This is a genomic window from Streptomyces sp. NPDC015661 (genome assembly GCF_043077765.1).
Taxonomy (GTDB): domain Bacteria; phylum Actinomycetota; class Actinomycetes; order Streptomycetales; family Streptomycetaceae; genus Streptomyces.
In genome coordinates this window covers 193,093-217,615 of sequence record NZ_JBIBST010000008.1, presented here as the reverse complement: position 1 = coordinate 217,615, position 24,523 = coordinate 193,093, and the positions used below count along the sequence as shown (strand labels likewise).

General features: G+C 73.1%; 17 protein-coding genes. 7 read left to right on the top strand and 10 right to left on the bottom strand.

Annotated elements, in window-relative coordinates; translation table 11 throughout:
• Nucleotides 1-4: 4 nt before the first annotated feature.
• The 6 genes from glgP to ACF07V_RS22935 all read right to left on the bottom strand — a co-directional run bounded on the left by glgP (nucleotide 5) and on the right by ACF07V_RS22935 (nucleotide 9,260).
• Nucleotides 5-2,554 (bottom strand): alpha-glucan family phosphorylase, encoded by a 2,550-nt coding sequence (gene glgP / locus ACF07V_RS22960; protein ID WP_392156703.1) that lies wholly within the window; start codon nucleotides 2,552-2,554, stop codon nucleotides 5-7.
• A gap of 137 nt (nucleotides 2,555-2,691) precedes the next feature.
• Entirely contained in the window at nucleotides 2,692-4,029 is a 1,338-nt protein-coding gene (locus ACF07V_RS22955) for an FAD-dependent monooxygenase (RefSeq protein ID WP_392156701.1), read from the bottom strand.
• 33 nt (nucleotides 4,030-4,062) lie between these two features.
• On the bottom strand, nucleotides 4,063-5,199 hold the full coding sequence (locus ACF07V_RS22950) for a monodechloroaminopyrrolnitrin synthase PrnB family protein (RefSeq protein WP_392157057.1): 1,137 nt from the start codon (nucleotides 5,197-5,199) through the stop codon (nucleotides 4,063-4,065).
• Between the two features lie 25 nt (nucleotides 5,200-5,224).
• Nucleotides 5,225-6,709 (bottom strand): MFS transporter, encoded by a 1,485-nt coding sequence (locus ACF07V_RS22945; protein WP_392156700.1) that lies wholly within the window; start codon nucleotides 6,707-6,709, stop codon nucleotides 5,225-5,227.
• On the bottom strand, nucleotides 6,706-8,136 hold the full coding sequence (locus ACF07V_RS22940) for a 4-hydroxyphenylacetate 3-hydroxylase family protein (protein WP_392156698.1): 1,431 nt from the start codon (nucleotides 8,134-8,136) through the stop codon (nucleotides 6,706-6,708). The genes ACF07V_RS22945 and ACF07V_RS22940 overlap by 4 nt, the downstream gene beginning before the upstream one ends.
• Nucleotides 8,137-8,276: 140 nt before the next feature.
• Nucleotides 8,277-9,260: an AraC family transcriptional regulator gene (locus ACF07V_RS22935; RefSeq protein ID WP_392156696.1), complete on the bottom strand. Its 984-nt coding sequence runs from the start codon at nucleotides 9,258-9,260 to the stop codon at nucleotides 8,277-8,279.
• Between the two features lie 118 nt (nucleotides 9,261-9,378).
• Here ACF07V_RS22935 and ACF07V_RS22930 point away from each other — a divergent pair, with 118 nt between their 5' ends.
• The 5 genes from ACF07V_RS22930 (at nucleotide 9,379) to glgB (ending at nucleotide 18,585) form a co-directional block, all read left to right on the top strand.
• Entirely contained in the window at nucleotides 9,379-10,320 is a 942-nt protein-coding gene (locus ACF07V_RS22930; protein WP_392156694.1) for an SDR family oxidoreductase, read from the top strand.
• A 328-nt stretch (nucleotides 10,321-10,648) separates the two neighbouring features.
• The gene (locus ACF07V_RS22925; protein ID WP_392156692.1) at nucleotides 10,649-12,634 is read left to right on the top strand and encodes an alpha-1,4-glucan--maltose-1-phosphate maltosyltransferase; all 1,986 of its coding nucleotides are present in this window, start codon (nucleotides 10,649-10,651) and stop codon (nucleotides 12,632-12,634) included.
• On the top strand, nucleotides 12,631-14,325 hold the full coding sequence (gene treS, locus ACF07V_RS22920; RefSeq protein WP_392156690.1) for a maltose alpha-D-glucosyltransferase: 1,695 nt from the start codon (nucleotides 12,631-12,633) through the stop codon (nucleotides 14,323-14,325). Before ACF07V_RS22925 ends, treS begins: the two co-directional genes overlap by 4 nt.
• Before the next feature lie 223 nt (nucleotides 14,326-14,548).
• A complete protein-coding gene (locus tag ACF07V_RS22915) occupies nucleotides 14,549-15,886 on the top strand; it encodes a maltokinase (RefSeq protein ID WP_392156689.1) in 1,338 nt (445 codons plus the stop codon).
• Between the two features lie 467 nt (nucleotides 15,887-16,353).
• Nucleotides 16,354-18,585, top strand: a complete 2,232-nt coding sequence (gene glgB / locus ACF07V_RS22910) for a 1,4-alpha-glucan branching enzyme (protein WP_392156687.1) — start codon at nucleotides 16,354-16,356, stop codon at nucleotides 18,583-18,585.
• Here glgB and ACF07V_RS22905 read toward each other — a convergent pair.
• The 4 genes from ACF07V_RS22905 to ACF07V_RS22890 all read right to left on the bottom strand — a co-directional run bounded on the left by ACF07V_RS22905 (nucleotide 18,572) and on the right by ACF07V_RS22890 (nucleotide 22,315).
• Nucleotides 18,572-20,806, bottom strand: coding sequence for a HelD family protein (locus tag ACF07V_RS22905; protein WP_392156686.1), 2,235 nt, complete (start codon nucleotides 20,804-20,806; stop codon nucleotides 18,572-18,574). The genes glgB and ACF07V_RS22905 overlap by 14 nt on opposite strands.
• A gap of 181 nt (nucleotides 20,807-20,987) precedes the next feature.
• Nucleotides 20,988-21,326, bottom strand: a complete 339-nt coding sequence (locus ACF07V_RS22900; protein ID WP_392157055.1) for a thioredoxin family protein — start codon at nucleotides 21,324-21,326, stop codon at nucleotides 20,988-20,990.
• A gap of 5 nt (nucleotides 21,327-21,331) precedes the next feature.
• Complete coding sequence (locus ACF07V_RS22895; RefSeq protein ID WP_392156684.1) at nucleotides 21,332-21,748, bottom strand: MerR family transcriptional regulator; 417 nt, start codon at nucleotides 21,746-21,748, stop codon at nucleotides 21,332-21,334.
• A 42-nt stretch (nucleotides 21,749-21,790) separates the two neighbouring features.
• Nucleotides 21,791-22,315, bottom strand: coding sequence for an Lrp/AsnC family transcriptional regulator (locus ACF07V_RS22890; protein ID WP_392156682.1), 525 nt, complete (start codon nucleotides 22,313-22,315; stop codon nucleotides 21,791-21,793).
• A gap of 83 nt (nucleotides 22,316-22,398) precedes the next feature.
• Between ACF07V_RS22890 and ACF07V_RS22885 the strand changes: the two genes are divergently transcribed.
• Both ACF07V_RS22885 and ACF07V_RS22880 read left to right on the top strand, forming a co-directional pair.
• The gene (locus ACF07V_RS22885) at nucleotides 22,399-23,319 is read left to right on the top strand and encodes an NAD-dependent epimerase/dehydratase family protein (protein WP_392156680.1); all 921 of its coding nucleotides are present in this window, start codon (nucleotides 22,399-22,401) and stop codon (nucleotides 23,317-23,319) included.
• The gene (locus tag ACF07V_RS22880) at nucleotides 23,319-24,197 is read left to right on the top strand and encodes an aldo/keto reductase (protein WP_392156679.1); all 879 of its coding nucleotides are present in this window, start codon (nucleotides 23,319-23,321) and stop codon (nucleotides 24,195-24,197) included. The genes ACF07V_RS22885 and ACF07V_RS22880 overlap by 1 nt, the downstream gene beginning before the upstream one ends.
• Nucleotides 24,198-24,523 lie beyond the last annotated feature (326 nt).

Here is a 24,523-nt window from a genome sequence, read left to right as displayed (position 1 = left end):
CCGGCTACCTGAGCAGCACCCCGGCGCCCTCCCCCGTCGTCCCCTCCGGCAGGGCCGCGAGGCCGAGTTCGGCCGGGTGGGCGAGCAGCGGGTGGGCGGGCAGGACGCGGACGGTGCAGCCGAAGGAGCCGGTCCGGTCGAGCTCCAGGGTACCCGCGTAGGGCAGCCGTCCCTCCAGGTCGGGGCCGCCCGCCGGCTTGAGGGTGACGGTGCGGGTGGCGGTGAGGGTGTCGTCGGCGTCGACGCGGCCGGTGACGGCCTGCACCTCGACGTCGCCGGACTCCAGCCCGCCGAGCGCGACCCGGACGCGGACGACGGGCGTCGCGCCGAGTTCCGCGTCCGCCTCGGCGAGGTCGTCGCCGATCTCCACGTGGTCCACGGCCACCGCCGGCCAGGCCTCCCGGACCCGGGCCTTCCAGGCGGCGAGGTCCCGCGCCCGGTCGGGGGTGAGGGCGCGGCGGGCGGCGGCGGCGGGCACGTACAGCTTCTCGACGTACTCGCGGACCATCCGGTCGGCGAGCACCTTCGGACCGAGGTCGGCGAGGGTGCGCCGGACCATGGCGGTCCAGCCGCCCGGCACGCCGTCGGGGCCGCGGTCGTAGAAGCGGGGGGCGACCCGGCGCTCGACGAGCTCGTAGAGGGCGGCGGCCTCCAGGTCGTCGCGGCGGTCCTCGTCGGCGGCGGCCGCGCCGTCGGCGGTGGGGATGGCCCAGCCGAAGTCGGGCTCGAACCACTCGTCCCACCAGCCGTCGAGGACGGAGAGGTTGAGGCAGCCGTTGAGGGCGGCCTTCATGCCGCTGGTGCCGCAGGCCTCCAGGGGGCGCAGGGGGTTGTTGAGCCAGACGTCGCAGCCGGGGTAGAGGCCGCGGGCCATCTCCATTCCGTAGTCGGGCAGGAAGACGATGCGGTGCCGGACCCGGGGGTCGTCGGCGAAGCGGACGAGTTCCTGCACGAGCCGCTTCCCGCCGTCGTCGGCGGGGTGGGCCTTGCCGGCGACGACGAGTTGCACGGGCCGCTCGGGATGGAGCAGGAGCGACCTGAGCCGGTCCTTGTCCCGGAGCATGAGGGTGAGCCGCTTGTACGAGGGGACGCGGCGGGCGAAGCCGATGGTGAGGACGTCGGGGTCGAGGACGGTCTCGGTCCAGCCGAGTTCGGCGTCGGCGGCGCCGCGCTGCCGCCAGGAGGCCCGCAGCCGGTCGCGCACGTCGGCGACGAGCCGTTCGCGGAGGGTGCGGCGCAGCTCCCACAGCGCGCGGTCGCTCGTGTCCGGCCCGATCCGGGCGGCCTCGGGGGCGACCCAGGTGGGGGCGTGGACGCCGTTGGTGATGGAGGTGATCGGCACCTCGTCGGCGTCGAAGCCCGGCCAGAGTCCGGCGAACATGGAGCGGCTGACGGCGCCGTGCAGGGTGGAGACGCCGTTGGCGCGCTGGGCGAGGCGCAGGCCCATGGCGGCCATGTTGAAGACGCCGGGTTCGCCGCCGAGGGGGGTCTCGTCGCCGAGGGCGAGGATCCGGCCGAGGTCGACGCCGGGGAGGGCGCCGTCCTCGCCGAGGTGGCGGGCGACGAGGGACCGGTCGAAGCGGTCGATGCCGGCCGGGACGGGGGTGTGGGTGGTGAAGACGGTGCCGGCCCGGACGGTCTGCAGGGCGCTGTCGAAGTCGAGGCCCTCGCCCTGGAGTTCGCGGACGCGTTCGAGTCCGAGGAAGCCGGCGTGGCCTTCGTTGGTGTGGAAGACCTCGGGTGCGGGGTGGCCGGTGAGCCGGGTGTAGGTGCGTACGGCGCGGACTCCGCCGATGCCGAGGAGCATCTCCTGGAGGAGCCGGTGCTCGCTGCCGCCGCCGTACAGCCGGTCGGTGACGTTCCGTTCGCCGGGGGCGTTCTCCTCGACGTCGGAGTCGAGCATGAGGAGCGGGACGCGGCCGACGCGGGCGATCCACAGGTGGGCGTGGAGGCTGCGGCCGCCGGGCAGGGCGAGGGTGATCCGGGCGGGGGCGCCGTCGGCCTCGCGGAGCAGGCTGACGGGCAGCTCGTCGGGGTCGAGGACGGGGTACTGCTCCTGCTGCCAGCCGTCGCGGCCGAGGGACTGCCGGAAGTAGCCGTGCCGGTAGAGGAGGCCGACGCCGATCAGGGGGACGCCGAGGTCGCTGGCGGACTTGAGGTGGTCGCCGGCGAGGATGCCGAGGCCGCCGGAGTACTGGGGCAGGGCGGCGGCGACGCCGAACTCGGGCGAGAAGTAGGCCACGGCGGCCGGGGCGTCGCCGGGGCGGCCCTGGTACCAGCGGGGGGCGTGCAGATAGCGGTCGAGGTCCTCGGCGGCGGCGCGCAGCCGGGCCAGGAACTCCTGGTCGGCGGCGAGCGCGGCGAGCCGGGGTGCTTCGAGGGCGCCGAGGACCCGGACGGGGTCGGCACCGGTCGGGCTCGCGGGGGCCAGGGACGCGAAGAGCGCCCGGGTGGGCTCGTGCCAGGACCAGCGCAGGTTGTGCGCGAGGTCGGCGAGGGGTCGAAGGGTGTCGGGGAGGACGGGACGCACGGTGAATCGACGGATTGCCTTCACGTTGTCCACCTTCGCAGGCGAGTACGGAGCGGAGCGGGCGCACCACGCTGTGCGTCCGGCGTACCGCTCCGAGGGTAGGGCCTGATCCGCCGGCCAGGCCCTGAGAGTGTGTTCCCGTCCCGCCACGGCGCACGGGGTCAGGGGGTGGGCACCGCCGGCTCGTACGGGGAGCCCTGGTTGACGGTGGCCGGGTCGAAGGCTCCGGTGGTGGCGTACCGGGCCGCGATGGCGGCGAGTTCCTCGGCCGGGATGACCTGGTGGATGTCGGTGAAGCCGTGCGGGGCGCGCGCGTGGGCGAGGTTGATGACGACCTCGGGGCCGAGTTCCCGGTTGGCGTGCTGGAGCGCGGTCATGGCGGGGCGGCGTTCGCGCTCGTAGGCGGCGAGGCCTTCGGCGGGGTCGGGGTGGAGGGCGAGGGCGTGGGCGAGGGCGCGGGCGTCGACGATCGACTGGGTCGCCCCGTTGGAGCCGATGGGGTACATGGCGTGGGCGGCGTCGCCGATGAGGGTGGTGCGGCCGTGGGTCCACCGGTCGAGGGGGTCGCGGTCGACCATCGGGTACACGTGGGCGGTGTCGGCGGCGCGCAGGACGGCGGGGACGCTGACGCCGTCGAACTCCCAGCCCTCGTAGTACGGGAGGAAGGCGTCGACGGGGACGGGCCTGTTCCAGTCGCCGCGGAGGCGCTCCTCGCCTGCTTCGCCGGGGGCGTCGGCGGGTCGGGCGAGCGCCCAGTTCACGAGGACCTCCCGGCCGGGTCCGGTCGGGCGGCTCATCGGGTAGACGACGGCCTTCTGCCGGTCGTCGCCGGCGATGAACATGAAGGAGCCGACGGCCCGCGCGGGCATCCGGGACACCCCGCGCCACACGAGCATCCCGTTCCACGGGGGCCCGCCCTCGGCCGGGTTGAGGGCCGCGCGGACGGCGGAGCGGATGCCGTCGGCGCCGACGAGGACGTCCGGTTCGAGGGAGGCCCGGCCCTTGACGGGTCCGTCGCGGTGCTCCAGGCGCAGCCGGGGCCGGCCGCCCGGGAGGAGTTCGACGCCGGTCACCTTGACGCCCGTGACGAGGGCGGCGGTGCCGAGCCGGGCGCGGACGGCGCCGGCGAGGACCTGCTGGAGGTGGCCGCGGTGGACGGACAGCTGGGGCCAGCGGTAGCCGGCGTGGAGGCCGCGCGGTTCGCGGGATATGAGGCCGCCGGAGCGGTGGTAGTAGCGCAGTTCGCGGGTGCGCAGGGCGCCGGGCTCCAGGGCGTCGAGGAGGCCGAGCGCGTCGAGTTCGCGGACGGCGTTGGGCATCAGGTTGAGTCCGGCGCCGACGGGGCGGATGGCCGCCGAGGCCTCGACGACCGTGACCCGCTCGAAGCCGGCGCTGTGCAGGGCGAGGGCGGTGGTGAGTCCGGCGATGCCGCCGCCGGCGATCACGATGTGGGGGCTCTGACCGTACTGCGGCCCGTAGTACGGGGTGTGGGGGGACATCTCGACTGCTCCTTCGCGCCGTTGGGGCGTGTCCTACGCGGCCGACGGGCCGACGGGGGCCCCGGCGGGACTGCGCCGCACGGTCGCGCGGCGCACCATGGTCTCGTTCTCCCTGGTGAGGTCCAGGATCGAGCGCAGCAGCGCGACGGGGGCCCCGCCGCTGCCCTCCTCGTACAGGCGGATGTCGTCGCTGTACGCCTTGCGGGCGATGCCGATGTGCCGGGCCCGGAAGGTCTTCAGGATCCGCAGGACGCGGCCGAGTGCCTCCGCGGAGGCGGTGAGCGCGGGCGGCAGCCGGTCGGCGCCCTCCCAGCTGACGGCCGCCGAGAGTTTGCTGACGGCGGAGACGCCGCCCCGGTGCCGGGCGTGGAAGGCGCGCCAGGACGGCAGGGCGTACGGCAGGGACTCGGCGAGGAAGGCGTCGTAGGCGGCGTCGGAGCGGTCGCACTGCCACAGCGTCAGGTCGACCAGCCAGAGCGGGACCTGTGCGGCGGCGGGGCCGAGGTAGTCGCGGCCGGCGATCTCGACCTCCTCGAAGTACGGGCGGAGGGTGAGCGCGAAGTACGCGGGCGGGACCTGGGCGACGGTGAGGTCGATGGACTCCACCATGGTGCGGACGAGTCCGGCGATGCGGTCGAGGGCGGCGGGGAATCCGGGGTCGTACGGTTCGAGGCGGGCGAGCCGGGCGCAGTCGTCGAGGGCCGCGACGAGTCCGGGGAAGACCATCCGTACGGCGTCCTGGAGGCGGGCCTCGGTGGGGTGGCCGGTGTAGGTGCGGCGGCGGGCGCCCGTCGGGTTCCAGGTCGTGTAGTGGTGGACGGTGTCCCGGGGGATCATGTCGGTGCGGCGGCCGAGGAGTTCGAGTACGGGCAGCGCCTCGGGCACGGCGGCCAGCGGCTGTACGCCGTGCCGTTTGAGGGAGCCGAGGAGGATGCCGAGGTCCCGCATCGCGGCGAGCGCGCCGCCGGCGCTCCACTGCGCCGCCTCGTCGAGGTCGGGGACCAGGGCGCGGAGGGCGACGGTCAGGGCGGCCGTGTCGGCCCGTGCGTTCATCCCGGGCACCGCGGCGAGCAGGGCGTCGGCGCCCAGCGGGTCGGCGGCGCGTATGTCCTCGGTGGTGTGACGCGGGTCGCCGAGCAAAACGGGCTCCTTCTTCCAGGGGCGGGTCATGGGCGTCATGGGCGTCGTGGTCCGGTCAGTACGGGTCCGGCACCCGGTCCTCGGCCGCCGTGGCCCGCCGCGGGAGGTGGAGGCGTACGGAGAGCAGGGCGGCGAGGGCGGCGAAGGCGGCGCCGGTGAGCAGCGCGGCGCGGAAGCCGGCGGTCTCGGCGGCGGCGCGGGCCGCGTCGGTGGCCCCGGTGCGGGCGGTGTGTCCCGTACCGCTGGTGTCTCCCGTACGACCGGTGTCTCCCGTACGGGTGGTGGCGACGGCGACGAGGACGGCGAGGCCGAGGACGGAGCCGAACTGCTGGCTGGTGTTGACGAGTCCGGAGGCGAGTCCGGTCTCCTCGGGCGTGGCCTCGGCGGTGGCGGCCACGTTGGTGGTGACCACGACGAGCGGCAGGGCGGCGCCGAGGAGGAGGCTGGGGGCGAGGACGGTGCTCGCGAAGTCGCCGTCCGGGGTGAGAGCGAGCGCCAGCCACGCCGTCCCGGCGCACAGCAGGACGAAGCCGAGGGTCATGGTCCGGTGCAGGCCGAGGCGGAAGATGATCCGGCCGGTCTGCGGGGCGACCGCGACGACGACGAGGGAGAGCGGCAGGAGTCCGAGGCCGCCGCCGAGGGGCGCGTACCCGAGGACGCTCTGGAGGTAGAGGCTGACCAGGAAGAACATCGGGAACAGCGTGGTCTGGGCGAGCGCCGCGAGGACGTTGGCCGGACGGAGCGCGGGCCGGGCGAGGACGGCGGGCGGCACGAGCGGGGCGGCGGCCCGGGTCTCGACGGCGGCGAAGGCGAGCAGCAGCGCGAGTCCGGCTCCTGCGGCGCCGAGGGTGCGGGCGGAGAGCCATCCCGCTTCGGCGCCGCCGACGAGGGCGTGGGCGACGAGGCCGAGTCCGGCGGTGGCGGTGAGCGCCCCGGCGAGGTCGAAGCCGCCGCGGAGGACCGCTCCCGTGCGCGGAGCGAGGATCCGGACGGCGCCGGCGGCGAGGACGGCGGCGAGGAGGACGTTCAGCCAGAACGTGGCGCGCCAGCCGAGCAGATCGGTGAGGACGCCGCCGAGGACCGTGCCGAGGACGCCGCCGAGACCGCCCATGGCGGCGAACGCGCCGAGGGCCCTGTGCCGGGCGGGCCCGTCGGGGAAGAGCAGGAGCAGCAGGGCGAAGGCGGCGGCCGCGGCGAGGGCGGCGCCGACGCCCTGGGCGGCGCGGGCCGCGACGAGGGCGTCGGCACCGGGGGCGAGACCACCGGCGGCGGAGGCGACGGCGAGCAGGCCGAGGCCGCCGAGGAAGACCCGCCGGTGGCCGAGGAGGTCGGCGACGCGTCCGCCGAGGAGGAGGAGTCCGCCGAAGGTGATGAGGTAGGCGTTGGCGACCCAGGACAGGCCGGAGGAGCCGGAGCCGAGGTCCTCGCCGACGGAGGGCAGCGCGACGTTGACGATCGCGGTGTCCATGATGAGCAGCAGCTGGGTGGAGGCGAGCAGGGCGAGCGCCCCGCGCCGGGGGCCCGGTGGTGGTGTCGTCACCGGGTGGTCCCCAGGCCGTAGCCGTCGAGGCAGGCCTGGGCGAGGCCCTCGCACTCCCCCGCCGCGCCGGCCCAGGTCTGCATCGTCAGGTAGACGTGCGGGGCGCCCTGGTAGAAGCGCTCGTACTGCTCGTGGCGGCCGGCGAACTCCGATCCGAGGGCGTCCCAGGCGAGTTTGAGGAGTTTGACGCGGTCCTCGGCGGGGTGGCCGGGCGTCTCGAAGCAGCGGCGGACCAGCGGGCCGAGTTCGGGGTGGAGGAGGTCGCGGCCGCTGGCGGGGAGCTGGACGAGGGCGCCGCCGGCGAGGAGTTTGATGTCCTGGACGGCGCGCGGGTAGAGCTCGCCGGCCATGATCCGCTGGGCGAAGGAGATCTCCTGCCCGGGGCGGACGCCGCCGCGCCCGCCGTCGACCTCCTCGTACGAGGCCTCGGCGGCGAGGACGAAGGCCTTGGCCTGGGCGACCATGCCGAGGAGCCGGCCGATCGCCTGGGTGACGGGCGGCAGTTTCTCGGTGCCGTTCGAGCGGGTGAGCAGGATCGCGAGGCCGGTGAGGAACTCCAGCTTGGTCCAGAAGCGGGTGGCGGACTGGTGGACGAAGTTCAGGTAGGCGGGGGTCTGCCACCAGATCGCGCCGGTGGTGGCCGGGTCCCGGTAGGTGAGGACGCGGTCCCAGGGCACGAGGACGTCCTCGCAGACGAGCATGGCGTCGTTCTCGTCGTACCGGGAGGAGAGCGGGTGGTCGAAGACGGACCGGGAGCGTTCCTCGTAGGAGGTGCGGGAGATCAGCTTGAGGCCGGGGGTGTCGAGCGGTACGGAGAAGGTGACGGCGTGCTCGGTGTCGTCGGCGGCGAGCGGCTCGATGGTGCCGACGAGGAGCTCGTCGGCGAAGACGGCGCCGGTGCCGATCGTCTTGGCGCCGCGGACGACGATCCCGCCGTCGCGTTCCCCGACGACCCGTAGGGTGAGGTCGTCCGCGCCGGGGCCCGGGGCCGGGTTGGTGAGGGTGAACGCGGTGTGCAGGTCGCCCTCGGCGAGCCGCCGGTGGAAGGCGAGGGCGTGCTCGGCGCCGTCGAAGGTCTCGCCGGTGAAGACGGCGGGCGCGGCGGCGAATCCGGCGGCGCCGGCGGCCATGTGGTCGGGGGTGCGGCCGAGGAAGCCGTAGCTCGCCTCGGCCGTGGTGCGGAAGGCGCGCCGGCGGGCGACGAGGTCCTCGTACGAGCGGGGCACGGCGCAGGCGCGGCGGACTCCGCCCTGGACGAGGACGGGGTGGTGCACGGGGTCGTCGGCGAGGTCGTAGAGACGGGCGAAGGAGGCGGCGGTGGACCGGAAGGCGGGGTGGGCGGTGACGTCCTTGACCCGCTCCCCGTCGAGCCAGATCTCGCGCCCGTCGCGCAGTCCCTCCAGATACTCCTGCCCGGACCTCGTCACCGGTGTCTCGCCTCTCCTCGGGTGTCACGGCTCTGCCGGTCCCGAGCCTGTCCGGGGGTGCCCCGGACGGACAATGAACGTCCGTCCAGGGGTCCTTAAGAACCGTCCAGGGACTCCCGAAGATGTCAGGTCGGAGCTCGTCAGGCCGCCCGGTACTCGCCCGGGGTCACCCCGAACCACTTGCGGAAGGCGAGGTGGAAACCGACGGCGCTGCGGTAGCCGACGCGGGCGGGCAGCGCCGACTGCGGCAGGGAGGTCTCGGTGAGGAGCCGTCCCGCCTCCTGCATGCGGCGGCCGGCGAGGTACCGGGCCGGGGAGTCGCCCACGAGGTCCCGGAAGGCGGCGGTGAACGAGGAGCGGGACATGCCGACCTCGCGGGCGAGGGAGTCGATGGTCCACGGTTCGGCGAACCGGGTCGCCATCATGACGACGGCCCGGCTGATGCCGGGGTGGCGGAGCAGCGGCAGCGAGGCCGGGTTCCCCGCGAGCTCGCGGAGCAGCGGGCGGAGCGCGAGGACGAGCGCCATCTCGAAGGCGCGCAGGGTGATGAGCCGGTCGCCGGGGCCGACGGGCCGGTCGGGCGCGGCGAGCAGCCGGAGGGTGTCGCGGAGCAGGGGCTCGCGGTCGACCTGGCGGCCGTCGAGGACGAGGGCCCAGGGCAGGGAGGTGTAGAGGCCGGTGGCGGCGCTGGCGTCGTAGTGGAGTCCGGCGCACAGGAGGCGGCTCTCGGGGCCGCTGCCCTCGATGACGATCTCGCCGGAGGTGCCGGGCTGCCGTTCGGGCAGGACGGCCTTGAGCGGGACGCCCTGGCGTTCGGGCCGGTCGGAGAGGCGGTGGGCGGCGCCGGTGGGGAAGACGACGAGGTCGCCGGCGTGGAGTTCGACGGGGGTCTCGTCGCCGGCGGTGATCCAGCAGCCGCCCTCGACGACGTAGTGGAGGACGGCGCAGCTGCGTTCGGCGTCGCCCTCGATGGCCCAGGGGGCGCGGACGTGCCAGCGGCTGTCGAAGACCCCGGTGAGCCGGAGGGGTTTGAGGAGTTCGCTCAGCAGGTCTTCGTGCTCGCCCTCGCCGGGAGGATCGAGGGGGTCGCGCTGGTCGTGACGGTCGGTTCCCACGGTTTCCATGGACGATCCTTCAACTTCCGCCCCGGTTTGTTAATTGAACGGCCGAAGCCGCCGCGGGGAGCCTGGAGGGACGCCGACACGGCAGCGGCGACAGCCTATCGAAGGGCCTTGGGCACACATGGACAGTGAGATTCCGATGCGGGTGGCGGTCGTGGGCGCGACCGGCTTCCAGGGCGGCGCGGTGGCCCGCCTCCTCGCCGAGCGCCACCACCGGGTGCGGAGCCTGACCCGGCGCGCCGAGGCGGACCGGCCGCCGCTCCCCGGGGCCTTCTTCCTCTCCGGGGACCTGGGGGTCCCGGGCGATGTGCGGCGGCTGTTCGCGGGGACGACGCACGCGTTCGTCACGATGCCGCTGGTGTACGACGAGACGCGGGTGGAGGCGTACGCGCGGAACATCGCGGAGGCCGCCCTGGCGGCGGGCACGGAGCGTCTGGTGTTCAACGCCAACACCCGGCTCCCGCTGGGCCCGACGGACGTCGCCGCCTTCGAGACGCGGCGGCTCGCGGAGCGGGTGCTGCGGGACAGCGGGGTGCCGCTCGTGGTGGTCCGGCCGCCGGTGTACCTGGACAACCTGTTCTCGCCGTGGAACGGGCCGGCGCTGGTCGACGACGGCGTCCTCGCCTACCCCCTGCCGGAGTCGGCGCGGACGGCGTGGCTGTCGCACCGGGGCCTGGCGGAGGCGGCGCTCGCGGCGCTCACCCGGGAGGACCTGGAGGGCCGGACCTTCGACATCGGCGGCGACCGCGCGATGACGGGCCGCGAGCTGGCGGCGGCCTTCGGCCGGGGGCTCGGCAGGACGGTGCGGTACGAGGAGCTGGATCCGGCCGTGTTCGAGCGGGGCCTGGCGCAGCTGCTCGGCCCGGGGACGGCGGCCGGGGTGGCGGGGATCTACCACTACATGGCGAGCGGCGCGGATCCGCTGCTGATGACGGACGACGACGGGGTGTCGTCGGAGGTCCTCGGTCTCGAACCGGCCCCGGTGGAGGAGTGGGTGGCCCGCCAGCCCTGGCAGGTGTGGTCGACGGACGCGGAGACCCCGGACACCTCGCCGCGCCCCTGACGCCGGACCACGGATCGAGCCCCGCCCCACAAAGGCGGGGCTCGTTTGTTGTCCGGGTCGTGTGCTTGCCAGTGGGGCTACGCCCGAGTAGTTAACAAAGCGCCGGATTGCCCACCCGAGAACCGTGGGAAGGCTCCTCCGGTACACCCCCGAACCCGTCTCCCCGAGCCCTTCGTTCCTCCCCTGTTTCATCCCTGTGGACCCGCCATCCGAGTGAACGCGGACAGGAGCCGTCATGCCCGCAACCCGCCGGCCGTCGACGGAGCTAGAAAGAGCGCACCACCACCCGCACCCCCGTAACCCGTCAGGTGATGCTGTGAATCCGCTCATGGGACGCATTCCCGTACTGGACGTCCGCCCGCTGGTCGAATGCGGCCGGCGCCCCGCGAAGGCGGTGGCCGGAGAGTCCTTCGAGGTGACGGCGACCGTCTTCCGCGAGGGCCACGACGCGGTCGCCGCCAATGTCGTGCTGCGCGGCCCGTCGGGCCGCCCCGGCCCCTGGACCCCGATGCGTGAACTGGCCCCGGGCACCGATCGTTGGGGTGCCGAGGTCACCCCGGACGTCGAGGGCCTCTGGACGTACACCGTGGAGGCCTGGAGCGACCCGGTCGCCACCTGGCGCCACACGGCGAGGATCAAGATCCCGGCCGGGATCGACTCCGAACTGGTCCTCGCCGAGGGCGCCGAGCTGCACGAGCGGGCCGCGAAGGGCGTCCCGAAGAAGGGCGGCGGCCGGGAGGCCGTGCTCGCGGCGGCGGACACGCTGCGGGACGGGAACCGTCCGGCGGCCGTGCGGCTCGCGGCGGCGCTCGCCCCGCGGGTCGTCGACGCCCTGGACCGCCACCCGCTGCGCGAACTGCTCTCCGCCTCCCCCGCGTTGCCGCTCCAGGTGGAGCGGGAGCGGGCCCTGTTCGGCTCCTGGTACGAGTTCTTCCCGCGCTCGGAGGGCGTGCGGAAGGTGAAGGGGCGTACGGTCCCGGGGAACTTCCGCACCGCGGCCGAACGGCTCCCGGCGGTCGCCGCGATGGGCTTCGACGTGGTGTACCTGCCGCCGGTGCACCCGATCGGCGAGACCCACCGCAAGGGCCCCAACAACTCCCTGTCGGCGTCGCCGAGCGACGTCGGGGTGCCGTGGGCGATCGGTTCGCCGGAGGGCGGTCACGACGCGCTCCACCCGGACCTGGGGACCTTCGAGGACTTCGACGCGTTCGTGGCGCGGGCCCGGGAGCTGCGCCTGGAGATCGCCCTGGACTTCGCGCTGCAGTGCTCCCCGGACCACCCGTGGGTGGAGAAGCACCCGGAGTGGTTCCACCACCGGCCGGACGGTTCGATCGCGTACGCGGAGAACCCGCCGAAGAAGTACCAGGACATCTACCCCATCGCGTTCGACCGGGACATGGACGGGATCGTCGCGGAGACCGTGCGGGTGCTGCGGTTCTGGATGGACCACGGCATCCGGATCTTCCGCGTCGACAATCCGCACACCAAGCCGGTGGTGTTCTGGGAGCGGGTGATCGGCGAGATCAACGGGGCCGACCCGGACGTGATCTTCCTGGCCGAGGCGTTCACCCGGCCGGCGATGATGCGGACGCTCGGCGCGATCGGCTTCCAGCAGTCGTACACGTACTTCACCTGGCGGAACACCAAGGAGGAGCTGACGGAGTACCTCACCGAGCTGTCCGGGGAGACGGCCGCGCAGATGCGGCCGAACTTCTTCGTGAACACCCCCGACATCCTGCACGCCTACCTCCAGGAGGGCGGCCGGCCCGCGTTCGAGGCGCGGGCTGTGCTCGCGGCCACGCTCTCGCCGTCCTGGGGCATGTACGCCGGGTACGAGCTGTGCGAGAACACCCCGCTGCGGGACGGCAGTGAGGAGTACCTCGACTCGGAGAAGTACGAACTCAGGCCGCGCGACTGGGAGTCGGCGGAGCGGGCGGGGACGACGATCAGCCCGCTCATCACCGCCCTGAACCGGATCAGGCGCCGTCACCCGGCCCTCCGCCGGCTGCGGAACCTGACCTTCCACGACACCGACAACCCGCAGGTGATCGCGTACTCGAAGCGCTCGGGTTCGAACATCGTTCTGGTGGTCGTCAACCTCGACCCGCACCACACCCAGGAGGCTTCACTCTCGTTGAACATGCCGGAACTCGGCCTCGACTGGCACGAGACCGTGCCGGTGCGCGACGAGCTCACCGGCGAGACCTATCACTGGGGCAGGGCCGCTTACGTGCGCCTGGAACCGGGCGTCACGCCCGCGCACGTACTCGCCCTGCGACCGTCCCCGCAGACCGGAGGGTCACCCACCTCATGACTGTCAACGAGCCCGTCCCCGACACCTTCGAGGACACCCCCGCCAAGGACCGCGATCCCGACTGGTTCAAGCGGGCGGTGTTCTACGAGGTCCTCGTCCGCTCCTTCCAGGACAGCAACGGCGACGGCGTCGGCGACCTGAAGGGCATCACGTCCAAGCTGGACTACCTCCAGTGGCTGGGCGTCGACTGCCTCTGGCTGCCGCCGTTCTTCAAGTCCCCGCTGCGGGACGGGGGCTACGACGTCGCCGACTACACCTCGGTGCTCCCCGAGTTCGGGGACCTCGCCGACTTCGTGGAGTTCGTCGACGCGGCCCACCAGCGCGGCATGCGCGTGGTCATCGACTTCGTCATGAACCACACCAGCGACCAGCACCCGTGGTTCCAGGAGTCGCGGCGCGACCCGGACGGCCCCTACGGGGACTACTACGTCTGGGCGGACGACGACAAGCAGTACGCGGACGCCCGGATCATCTTCGTCGACACCGAGTCCTCGAACTGGACCTTCGACCCGGTCCGCAAGCAGTACTACTGGCACCGCTTCTTCTCGCACCAGCCGGACCTCAACTACGAGAACCCGGCGGTGCAGGAGGAGATCCTCTCCGCGCTGAAGTTCTGGCTGGACCTGGGCATCGACGGCTTCCGCCTCGACGCGGTGCCGTACCTGTACCAGCAGGAGGGCACCAACTGCGAGAACCTCCCCGCCACCCACGGCTTCCTCAAGCAGGTCCGCAAGGAGATCGACGACCACTACCCGGACACGGTGCTGCTCGCCGAGGCCAACCAGTGGCCGGAGGACGTCGTCGACTACTTCGGCGACTTCCGCTCGGGCGGCGACGAGTGCCACATGGCCTTCCACTTCCCGGTCATGCCGCGCATCTTCATGGCCGTCCGGCGCGAGTCCCGCTACCCGGTCTCGGAAATCCTCGCGAAGACCCCGGAGATCCCCTCCGGCTGCCAGTGGGGCATCTTCCTGCGCAACCACGACGAGCTCACCCTCGAAATGGTCACGGACGAAGAGCGCGACTACATGTACGCCGAGTACGCCAAGGACCCGCGGATGCGGGCCAACATCGGCATCCGGCGCCGGCTCGCCCCGCTCCTCGACAACGACCGCAAGCAGATGGAGCTGTTCACCGCCCTGCTGTTCTCGCTGCCCGGTTCGCCGGTGCTGTACTACGGCGACGAGATCGGCATGGGCGACAACATCTGGCTCGGCGACCGCGACGGGGTCAGGACCCCGATGCAGTGGACCCCCGACCGGAACGCGGGCTTCTCCTCCTGCGACCCGGGACGGCTCTACCTGCCGGCCATCATGGACCCGGTCCACGGCTACCAGGTGACCAACGTCGAGGCGGGCATGGCCTCGCCGTCCTCGCTCCTCCACTGGACGAAGCGGATGATCGAGATCCGTAAGCAGAACCGGGCCTTCGGGACCGGGACGTACACGGAACTCCCGGCGTCCAACCCGGCGGTGCTCGCCTTCCTGCGGGAGGACGGCGACGATCTCGTGCTCTGCGTGAACAACTTCTCGCGGTTCGCGCAGCCGACCGAGCTCGACCTGCGGCGCTTCGACGGCATCCAGCCGGTGGAGCTGATCGGCGGGGTGAAGTTCCCGGCCATCGGACAGCTGCCCTACCTCCTGACCCTTGCGGGACACGGCTTCTACTGGTTCCGTCTCAAGAAGGCCTGAGCGGCCGCCAGTTCCGGGTGGGGCGGTTTCCCCCGTCCCACCCTGGGCACTGTGAACCACACACGATTCAGGTCCATCCGGGCCTTCTTGCCGGGCCCATACGGATCTTCCCTTTCCGACACGTCCCGCACATCCGGACAGTCACAGCCGCCATCCGGGACACTCTGCGCATTTGAACGCATACGAAAGCCACTTGCGCGCCCCGGGGAAAGGACGCGATGCCATGCCGGAGACCGCATCCACCACCCGGGCCCCGGACGCCCTCCTTCCGTCCCTCGCCCCCCTGCTCCACGACTGGCTGCCACGGCAGCGCTGGTTCGCGGGCAAGGGCCGCCGGGTCACCGGATTCACGCTGGACGCGGCCACCGAGCTGCTGCCCCTGGACGGCGCGGGACCCGGCCTCCTCCATCTCCTCGTACGGGTCGAACAGCCGGGCCGCCCGGCCGGAACACCCGCCGACTGCTACCAACTCCTCCTGGGCGTACGGACCCAGCTCCCGCCCCGCCTCGGCCCCGCCCTGATCGGCCGGATCCGGCAGGGCCCGCTCGCCGGACGGGCGGTGTACGAGGGCCTGCGCGACCCGCGCCTCGCCGGGCTCCTGTACGAGCGGCTGCGCACCCCGGGCCGGACCGGCCCGCTGCGCTTCCACGCCACGACGGCCCTGCCCCCGGCCCTGGCCCCCCGCATGCTGGACGCGGAACAGTCCAACTCGTCCCTCGTCTACGGAGATTCGTTCATCCTGAAGATCTTCCGGAGGGTCAGCCCGGGCGCCAACCCGGACCTGGAACTGCCGCTGGCCCTGAGCCGGGCCGGCTGCGCACGCGTACCGGCCCCGGTCGCCTGGTTCGAATCCGGAGCCTCCACCCTCGGCGTCCTCCAGCCCTATCTGCGGGACTCCCGGGACGGCTGGCGGCTCGCCCTCGACTCCCTGGCCGACGGGCGGGAGTTCACGACGGAGGCGCGGGCACTCGGCCGGGCCACGGCGGAAGTGCACCTGGCCCTCGCCGCGGCCCTGCCGACCCGGCGCCTCGCCCGCGCGGAGACCGAACAGCTGGCCGCCGCGATGGACCGCCGCCTCCACGCGGCGGCCCAGGCGGTACCGGCCCTGCTGCCGTACGTCCCCGGCCTCCGGTCCGTCTTCGCGGCGGCGAGCGGCGGCGGCCAGGTCCAGCGCATCCACGGCGACCTGCACCTCGGGCAGACCCTGAGGGGTTCCGACGGCGGCTGGGCCGTCATCGACTTCGAAGGCGAACCGGCGAAGCCGCTGGACGAACGGCGCAGCCCGCAGCCGACCGTCCGCGACGTCGCCGGCATGCTCCGCTCCTTCGACTACGCGGCCCGCACGCACCGGCCCTGGAACGCGGACTGGGCGGCGCGGTGCCGGGCCGCCTACTGCACGGGCTACGCGGAGGCGGCGGGGGTCGATCCCCGGGCGGACCCGGCGCTCCTCCGTGCCTACGAGACGGACAAGGCGGTGTACGAGGTCGTCTACGAGGCCCGGCACCGGCCGGACTGGCTCCCGGTCCCGATGTCCGCGATCGAACGCCTCGCCGCGCCATGAGCCCGCACCCCCGCCCGTGTGCGCCCGCGCCCGACCGGGGCGACGCCCCGCGCCCACCCCCGCGCGGACAACCGCCCGCACCCCACCCCCGCGCGGACAACCGTCCGCACCCCACCCACCCCCGCGTGGGCAACCGCCCCGCACCCCACCCACGCCCCGTGTGGGCAATCGTCCCGCTGGGGCGGGACGGGTGGGCACACGGGACGGCGCCCTTCAGCGGCGCCTCCGCGTTCCGAGCCTCGACCCGCACCCCCAGGGCAGCGCCCATCGTGGTGCGGGTCAGGGCACGGAAGCCTCTGGCGACCGTCCCGGCGGGGGCGCCGACCCGTTCGGCGCAGTCGCGGGGGGCGGTCGCACCGCGTCCCGCCTGCGCAAGCCCGACGCGCCCCGTTCGGCCGAGTGTCCCGCCGCACCGCACCACCGTTCCGTACCCGTACCCCCTTCCCCTGGCCTCAGGAGGCACCCCCGTGACCCCCCGTCCCGCAGGCAAGACGTCCCGCTCCGTGCGGAAGGCGCCGGCGCTCGATCCCGGCGACCGGGCCCGGCTGCTCGCCGGGGAGCACCACGACCCGCACGGCGTGCTCGGTGCGCATCCGGTCAAGGGCGGGGTCGTCATCAGGGCGCTCCGCCCCTGGGCCAAGGAGGTCGCCGTCCTGACGAAGGGCAAGCGGCTCCCGATGGACGACGACGGCGACGGGCTCTTCTCGGTGTTCGTCCCGCTGCTGCGGAAGGTGCCGGCGTACGAGCTCCGGGTCCGGTACGACGGGGACGAGTTGCCCGTCCACGACCCGTACCGCTTCCTCCCCTCCCTCGGCGAGCTCGACCTGCATCTCATCGGCGAGGGCCGGCACGAGGAGCTGTGGACGGCGCTCGGCGCGCACCCCATGACGCACGAGGGCGTCACCGGCACCCGTTTCGCCGTGTGGGCGCCGAACGCGCGCGGGGTGCGGGTGACGGGTGACTTCACGCACTGGGACGGCACGGCGCTGCCGATGCGGTCGCTCGGTTCGACGGGCGTGTGGGAGCTGTTCGTGCCGGGGATCGGCGAGGGCGCCGTCTACAAGTACGACATCACGCGGCCCGACGGTTCGCACACGGTCCGCGCGGACCCGATGGCCCGCCGTACGGAGTGCCCGCCGAACACCGCGTCGATCGTCACGGACTCGCACTACGCGTGGGACGACGCGGAGTGGATGGAGCGGCGCGGGTCCCGCCCGCCGCACGAGGCGCCGATCTCCGTCTACGAGGTGCATCTGCCGTCCTGGCGGCCGGGGCTCACGTACCGGCAGCTGGCCGAGCAGCTGCCCGCCTACGTCCGTGATCTCGGCTTCACGCACGTGGAGTTGATGCCGGTCACCGAGCACCCCTTCGGCGGTTCCTGGGGCTACCAGGTCACCGGGTTCTACGCGCCGACGGCCCGCATGGGCACCCCCGACGACTTCCGGCTCCTCGTCGACGCCCTGCACCGGGCCGGGATCGGCGTGCTGATGGACTGGGTACCGGCGCACTTCCCGAAGGACGACTGGGCGCTCGCGGAGTTCGACGGGCGTCCGCTGTACGAGCACGAGGACCCGCGCCGTTCGCACCATCCCGACTGGGGGACCCTGGAGTTCGACTACGGCCGCAAGGAGGTGCGGAACTTCCTCGTCGCGAACGCCGTGTACTGGTGCCAGGAGTTCCACATCGACGGGCTGCGGGTCGACGCGGTGGCGTCGATGCTCTACCTGGACTACTCGCGGGAGCACGGCGAGTGGCTGCCGAACGAGTTCGGGGGCCGGGAGAACCTGGACGCGGTCCGCTTCCTCCAGGAGATGAACGCCACCGTCTACCGTCGCTGCCCCGGTGTCGTCACCTTCGCCGAGGAGTCGACCGCCTGGGACGGCGTGACGCGGGCGACGGACCAGGTGGGTCCGGGCGGCTTCGGCGGTCTGGGCTTCGGCATGAAGTGGAACATGGGCTGGATGCACGACTCGCTGGAGTACGTGCAGAAGGAGCCGGTGCACCGCAAGTACCACCACCACGAGATGACGTTCTCGATGGTGTACGCGTACAGCGAGAACTACATCCTGCCGATCTCGCACGACGAGGTGGTGCACGGGAAGCGGTCGCTGGTGTCGAAGATGCCGGGCGACTGGTGGCAGCAGCGGGCGAACCACCGCGCCTATCTCGGCTTCATGTGGGCGCACCCCGGCAAGCAGCTGCTGTACATGGGGCAGGAGTTCGCGCAGGGGGCGGAGTGGTCGGTGGACCACGGCCCGGACTGGTGGCTGCTCGATCCGGCGTACGGGGCGGAGGCGGACCACCGGGGGGTGCGGGATCTCGTCCGGGACCTGAACACGGTGTACGCGGGGACGCCCGCGCTCTGGGAGCGGGACACCGTCCCCGAGGGGTTCCAGTGGGTGGTGGGGGACGCGGCCGAGGACAACGTCTTCGCGTTCCTGCGGTTCGACGGCTTCGGCTCGCCGCTGCTCGCGGTCTGCAACTTCTCGCCGGTGGTGCGGCACGACTACCGGCTCGGGGTGCCGGACACGTTCGCGGCCTGGGCGGAGGTCCTGAACACGGACGCCTCCCGGTACGGGGGCTCGGACGTGGTCGGCACCGACCCGGTGAAGACCGAGTCGGTGCCGTGGCACGGCCGTGAGGCGAGCGTACGGATGACCCTGCCGCCGCTCGCGACTGTCTGGCTCAGGCCGGCCTGATCACGCCCATCCGCTGAGTGGCCCGGGTGAGCGCCACGTACAGGTCGTTGATCCCGTGCGTGGCGCCCTCCCGGATGCCGTCGGGGTCGACGACGAGCACCGTGTCGAATTCGAGGCCCTTCGCCTGCCGGGGGTCGAGGAGGACGACCGGCCGTGTGAGGTCGGGCTTCGGTCCGTACGAGGCCTCGGGGAGCGCCGCGATCAGGCCGGGGTGGAACCCGGACGGGGCGATGACGGCGATCCGGCCCTCCTCGCGGAGTGCGGCGGCGACCGCGTCGGCGGCCTCCTTGACCGGGTCGTCGACGGTCCGGTCCCAGGGCTCGACGCCGGTGGAGCGCACCGAGCGGGGCGGTTCGAAGCCGGGTTCGGCGGCCCGCCGGGTCTCGGCGGCGACGGCCATGATCTCGGCGGGGGTGCGGTAGTTGACGCCGAGGCGGACGTGGTCCCAGCGGTCCTCGACGTACGGGCCGAGGATGCTCCGCCAGGCGCCGACTCCGGCCGGGTCGCCGGTCTGGGCGGGGTCGCCGACGAGGGTCATGGAGCGGCTGGGGCTGCGGCGCATGAGGAGCCGCCAGGCCATGGCGGAGAGTTCCTGGGCCTCGTCGACGATGATGTGGCCGAAGGCCCAGGTGCGGTCGGCGGCGGCCCGCTCGGCGGCGGTGCGGTGGTCGGCCTCCTCGTGGCGTTCGGCGAAGCGTTCGGCGTCGATGATGTCGTGGGCGGAGAGGACCTCGGAGGCGTCCTTGTCGAGTTCCTCCTTGTCCTCGAACTCGTAGGTGCGGGAGGCGAAGGAGACGTCGAGGACGCCCTGCGCGTACTGGATCTGCTTCTGGCGTTCGGCCTCCTCGGCGGCGCGGAGGGCGGAGTCGTCCTCGCCGAGGAGTTCGGCGGCCTCGTCGAGCAGCGGTACGTCGGCGGGGGTCCAGGGTCCGCCGTCGCGCCGGATCGCGGCGGCGTCGTCCTCGGTGAGGTGGGTGGGTTCGGCGAGGTAGTCCGCGAGGAAGGCCTGCGGGGTGAGGGCCGGCCAGAGGGTGTCGATCGCGGCGTGGACCTCGGGGTTGGCGGCGACGCCCTTGGCGAGCAGGGCGATGTCGTCGGGGCCGAGGAAGTTGGGGCCGCCGTAGGGGTCGGCGCCGATGCGGTCGGCGAGCTGTTCGGCGAGCGCGTCGAGGATCCGGAAGACGAAGTAGGGGCGGGCCAGGTTGTGCGGGAGGACGGTCTCGCGGGCCTTGTGGCGGGCTTCGAGGGCCATGTCCCAGTCGATGACCAGGTCGCCGTCCTCGTGCGGGACGATCAGCGGCTCGCCCCGCTCGGGGACCTGCTGCCGGTCCCGTACGGCTGCGGCGAGGGCGTCGGCCATGGCGGAGGCGCCCTTCACGGCGGCGGCGCGCGGGGTGTCGGTGCCGGTGGCGCGGACGCCGGGGAAGAGCTCGGCGGGGGTGGCGAGGAGGACGCCGGTCTCGCCGAGGGAGGGCAGGACGTTGCCGATGTAGCCGAGGAAGGCGGGGTTGGGGCCGACGATGAGGACGGCCCGCTTGGCGAGCTGCTCGCGGTGCGCGTACAGGAGGTAGGCGGCCCGGTGCAGGGCGACGGCGGTCTTGCCGGTGCCGGGGCCGCCCTCGACGACGAGGACCCCGCGGTGCGGGGACCGGATGATGGCGTCCTGTTCGGCCTGGATGGTCTGCACGATGTCGTGCATGCGGCCGGTGCGCGCGGCGTCGAGCGCGGCGAGCAGCACTTCGTCGGCGTTCCGGCTCTCGTGGCCGGTGCGGGTGGCGTCGGCGAGGTCGAGGACCTCGTCGTGGAGGGAGACGACCTCGCGGCCCTGGGTGGTGATGTGGCGGCGGCGGGAGAGGCCCATCGGCTCGTAGCCGGTGGCGAGGTAGAAGGGGCGGGCGATCTCGGCGCGCCAGTCGACGACGAGCGGCGTGCGGTTCGGGTCGTCCTCGCGGATGCCGAGCCGGCCGATGTGGTGGTCGCGGCCGTCCTTGAAGACGAGCCGGCCGAAGCAGAGTCCGCTCTCCCCGGCGTTGAGCGCGGCGAGCAGCCCCGACTGCTCGGCGACCATCACGTCCCGTTCGAGTCGCCCCTGGCTGCTGCCGACCCCGGGGGTGCGGAGCGCCTGCTCGACGGCGGCTTCGGCCTGGTCCCTGAGGTCGTCGAGTCGTGCGTAGAGATCGGTGATGAATTGCTGCTCATTCCGAAATTCCTCGGTTGACAATTCGACTCCCGGCGCGATACAGTGCGTTTATTGAACTTCTCCGCGTCTTCGGTGCGCCCGAATGGGCACGTCGGACACGGAATCCATCAATATACGCGAGGCAATACCCCGACTGTCAATTCTAGTCGGGGTATTTCTGTATGCCTCGTCGTCGCTTCCGGTATCGGCGCCGGTGCCGCCGCTAGACCAGTACGTCCTCCAGGTCGGCCAGGAGCCGGCGCTTCGGACGGGCGCCGACGATCGACTTCACCGGCTCACCGCCCCGGAAGACCAGGAGGGTCGGGGTCGCCAGGACTCCGTACCTCCGGGCGGTCTCCGGGTTGCGGTCCACGTCGACCTCCACGATCCGCAGCCGGTCCGCCTGCTCCGCGGCGATCGCGCCGAGCACCGGCTTCAGCTGCCGGCACGGCCCGCACCACTCCGCCGTGAACTTCACCAGGACCGGCAGCCCCGCGCCCAGGACCTCCGTGCCGAAGTCCGCGTCCGTGACCTCGGCCACGCCCTCCGCGTACGTCGTCATCTCCGTCACCCCTCCGTCTCCGTCTCCGTCAACGCTCCGAGTTCGCACCGGGGCTCCGGGCCGTGCGGCAGCTCCGCCTCGGCCCGCAGCAGCTGGGCGCCCACCTGGGCGCGTACCGCCCGCAACTGTGCGATGAGCCCGTCCAGCTCGGCGACCTTCCGCCGGTAGACGGCGATCGACGCGGGACAGGAGTCCCCCGCCGGATGCCCCGCGCGCAGGCAGTCGACGAACGGCCGCGTCTCCTCCAGCTCGAACCCGAAGTCCTGCAGGGTCCTGATCTGCTGGAGGAGCCTCAGATCGCCCTCGTCGTACGTGCGGTACCCCTGCTCCGTACGCCGGGCGGTCAGCAGACCGCGGGACTCGTAGTACCGCAGGGTCCGCGTGGTCGTCCCGGCCCGCTCGGCCAGCTCTCCGATGCGCATGTCCCCGACGGTAGGCCTTGACGCCGACGTCAGGGCAAGGAGTCAGTGGGCGGCCGGCGGCAGGAGCGGTTTCCGGATCACCGGGGAGGACAGCACGATCGAGGTCGTGGTCCGGCCGAGCGCCGAGGTCTGCTCCAGGATCTCTTCCAGGTGGATGGTGTCGGTGACGGCGACCTTCAGGATCCAGCAGTCCTCGCCGACCACGTGGTGGACCTCCAGGATCTCGGGGCGCGCGGTCAGCTCCAGGGTGCGGGGGTGCTTCAGGTTGTAGCCGCCGTGCGGGTTCACGCGGATGAAGGCCTGGATGCCGTAGCCGAGCACGGCCGGCGCCACGTGCGCGCCGTAGCCGGTGACCGCCCCGGCCGCCTCCAGACGGCGGACGCGCTCGGTGACGGCCGCGGGGCTGAGCCGGACCCGGCGGCCGAGCTCGCTCAGCTTGATGCGGCCGTCGGTCTGGAGGAGGTCCAGGATCTGCCGGTCGATGGGGTCGAAAGCGGCCGCCGAGGTTTCGTCGGCGGCGGCGCGCGAATGCCGTGGTTCCTTCGGCGGGACGGCCTGCACTCCCATGTTTCCCCCTTCAATCGGCGAGCGCACAACGTAACACTTGTCCTCGAAAGCAAGAGGGTCGGAAGTTGGGGGAGTTGGGAGCCATGGACGTTCTGGTCATCGGCGGGAACCGCTATTTCGGAAAGCGGCTCATCGCGCTCCTCCGGGAATCCGGACACCGGATCACGGTGCTCAACCGGGGTTCTTCCGCCGCCCCGGAGGGAATCGAGCAGCTGGTCGCCGACCGCGACGACGAGAACGCGCTCGAATCCGTGCTCGCCGGCCGCTCCTTCGACGTCGTCGTGGACCAGGTCTGCTACACCCCGCGCCAGGCGGAGATCGCCCGGCGCGTGTTCGCGACCCGCACCCGGCGCTACGTCATGACCTCGACGGTGGAGGTGTACGAGTACGAGGACTCGGCCGTGCCCGTGGCCGAGTCCGCCCTCGACCCGGCCACGGTGACCGTCGACACCGGCCTGCCCTGGGAGGACCCCGAGTTCCTCGGCGCGCACTACGGGGAGGGCAAGCGGCAGGCCGAGGCCGTCTTCGCGGCGGGCACGCCCTTCGCGTGGGCCTCGGTGCGGGTGGGGCACGTCCTGGGCGGCGCGGACGACTTCACGGGCCGGCTGGACCACTACGCGCGGCGGATCCGCGCGGGCGAGCCGATCGCGGTGCCGGTGGTGAACCACCCGGCGACCTATGTGTACGTGGAGGAGATCGCCGCGTTCCTCGCCTGGGCCGTCGCGGCGGAGTTCACCGGACCGGTGAACGCGCACTCCCACGGTCCCCTCACCACGGCCGACATCTGCGCGGAGATCGAGAAGCTGGTGGGCGGCCGGACGGTGTTCCAGGCGGTGGAGGTCGGCGAGGTCTCGCCGTTCTCCTTCGCCCGCTCGTACGGGATGGACAACTCCCGGGCGGTCTCCCTGGGTTACGCGTTCAGGGATTCCGGCGAGTGGCTGACGAAGGCGGTGGCCGAGACGATCGCCGGGACGAACGTCGAGACGAAGGGGGCGGAGCGCTGATGCGGTACCGGATGCTGGGGGACGTACGGGTCGGGGCGATCGGGTTCGGCACGATGCCGCTCTCCATCGAGGGCCGGCCGGACGAGGCGCGGGCCGTGGCCACCGTGCACGCGGCACTGGACGCGGGGGTGACGCTCCTCGACACCGCCGACTCCTACCACCCGCCGAACGGCACACCGGGCGAGGGCGAACTCCTCGTGGCCCGGGCCCTCGCCTCGTACGGCGGCGGCACGGACGGCGTGCTCGTGGCGACGAAGGGCGGCCGGGGGCGGACGGCCGACGGCGACTGGAGCGTGGACGGCCGGCCCGAGCACCTGCGGCGGGCGGCGGAGGGCTCGGCGCGGCGGCTCGGCGGCGACGCGATCGGCCTGTACCAGCTGCACAAGCCGGACCCTGCGGTCCCGTACGCCGAATCACTCGGAGCGGTACGGGAGTTGCTGGACGCGGGCACGGTGAGGCTGGCGGGCATCTCCAACGTGGACACCGGGCAGATCCTGCTGGCCCGCGAGATCCTCGGCGACCGTCTGGTCTCCGTACAGAACCGCTACTCGCCGGCGGTGCGGGACAGCGAGGCGGAGCTGCGGCTGTGCGCGGAGCTCGGGCTCGCCTTCCTGCCGTGGAGCCCGCTGGGCGGGATCTCGCGCAGCTCCCTCGACGGGGCGTCGGCCCTGGAGGAGGACCCCGAGTTCGGCGCCTTCCACCGGGTGGCGCGGGCGCGGGGGGTCAGCCCGCAGCGGGTGGCCCTCGCCTGGCTCCTGGCCCGCTCGGAAACGGTCCTCCCGATCCCGGGCGCGAGTCGCCCGGAGACGGTCCGGGACTCGGCGGGGGCGGCGGATCTGCAGCTCTCGGAGGAGGAACTGGCGGGGCTGGGGGGCTGAAGGAGCCTGGGGGCTGGGGGCTGGAGGCTAGGGGGCTGGTGGAGCTGGGGGCTGGTGGAGCTGGGGGGCTGGTGGAGCTGGGGGCTGAAGGAGCCTGGGGGCTGGGGGCTGGTGGAGCCGGGGGGGCTGGTGGAGCTGGGGGCTGAAGGAGCCTGGGGTGGTGGAGCCGGGGGGCTGAAGGAGCTGGGGGGCCGACGGAGCCGGGGGGGCTGACGGAGCCTGGGGGCCGACGGAGCGGGGGCGTGTCACATGCTCCCGGGCCCGTGGGGGGGGTGCGTCGCGTCCCCCTCGGGCCCGTGGGGGGGGGTGCGTCGCGTCCTTCCGGG

Coding starts and splice junctions, on each gene's coding strand:
- ACF07V_RS22955 (WP_392156701.1), bottom strand. CDS start 4,029: ATGTCCCCCCACACCCCGTACTACGGGCCGCAGTACGGTCAGAGCCCC.
- ACF07V_RS22950 (WP_392157057.1), bottom strand. CDS start 5,199: ATGACCCGCCCCTGGAAGAAGGAGCCCGTTTTGCTCGGCGACCCGCGT.
- ACF07V_RS22935 (WP_392156696.1), bottom strand. CDS start 9,260: ATGGAAACCGTGGGAACCGACCGTCACGACCAGCGCGACCCCCTCGAT.
- ACF07V_RS22930 (WP_392156694.1), top strand. CDS start 9,379: ATGGACAGTGAGATTCCGATGCGGGTGGCGGTCGTGGGCGCGACCGGC.
- ACF07V_RS22925 (WP_392156692.1), top strand. CDS start 10,649: ATGGGACGCATTCCCGTACTGGACGTCCGCCCGCTGGTCGAATGCGGC.
- treS (WP_392156690.1), top strand. CDS start 12,631: ATGACTGTCAACGAGCCCGTCCCCGACACCTTCGAGGACACCCCCGCC.
- ACF07V_RS22915 (WP_392156689.1), top strand. CDS start 14,549: ATGCCGGAGACCGCATCCACCACCCGGGCCCCGGACGCCCTCCTTCCG.
- ACF07V_RS22900 (WP_392157055.1), bottom strand. CDS start 21,326: ATGACGACGTACGCGGAGGGCGTGGCCGAGGTCACGGACGCGGACTTC.
- ACF07V_RS22895 (WP_392156684.1), bottom strand. CDS start 21,748: ATGCGCATCGGAGAGCTGGCCGAGCGGGCCGGGACGACCACGCGGACC.
- ACF07V_RS22890 (WP_392156682.1), bottom strand. CDS start 22,315: ATGGGAGTGCAGGCCGTCCCGCCGAAGGAACCACGGCATTCGCGCGCC.
- ACF07V_RS22885 (WP_392156680.1), top strand. CDS start 22,399: ATGGACGTTCTGGTCATCGGCGGGAACCGCTATTTCGGAAAGCGGCTC.
- ACF07V_RS22880 (WP_392156679.1), top strand. CDS start 23,319: ATGCGGTACCGGATGCTGGGGGACGTACGGGTCGGGGCGATCGGGTTC.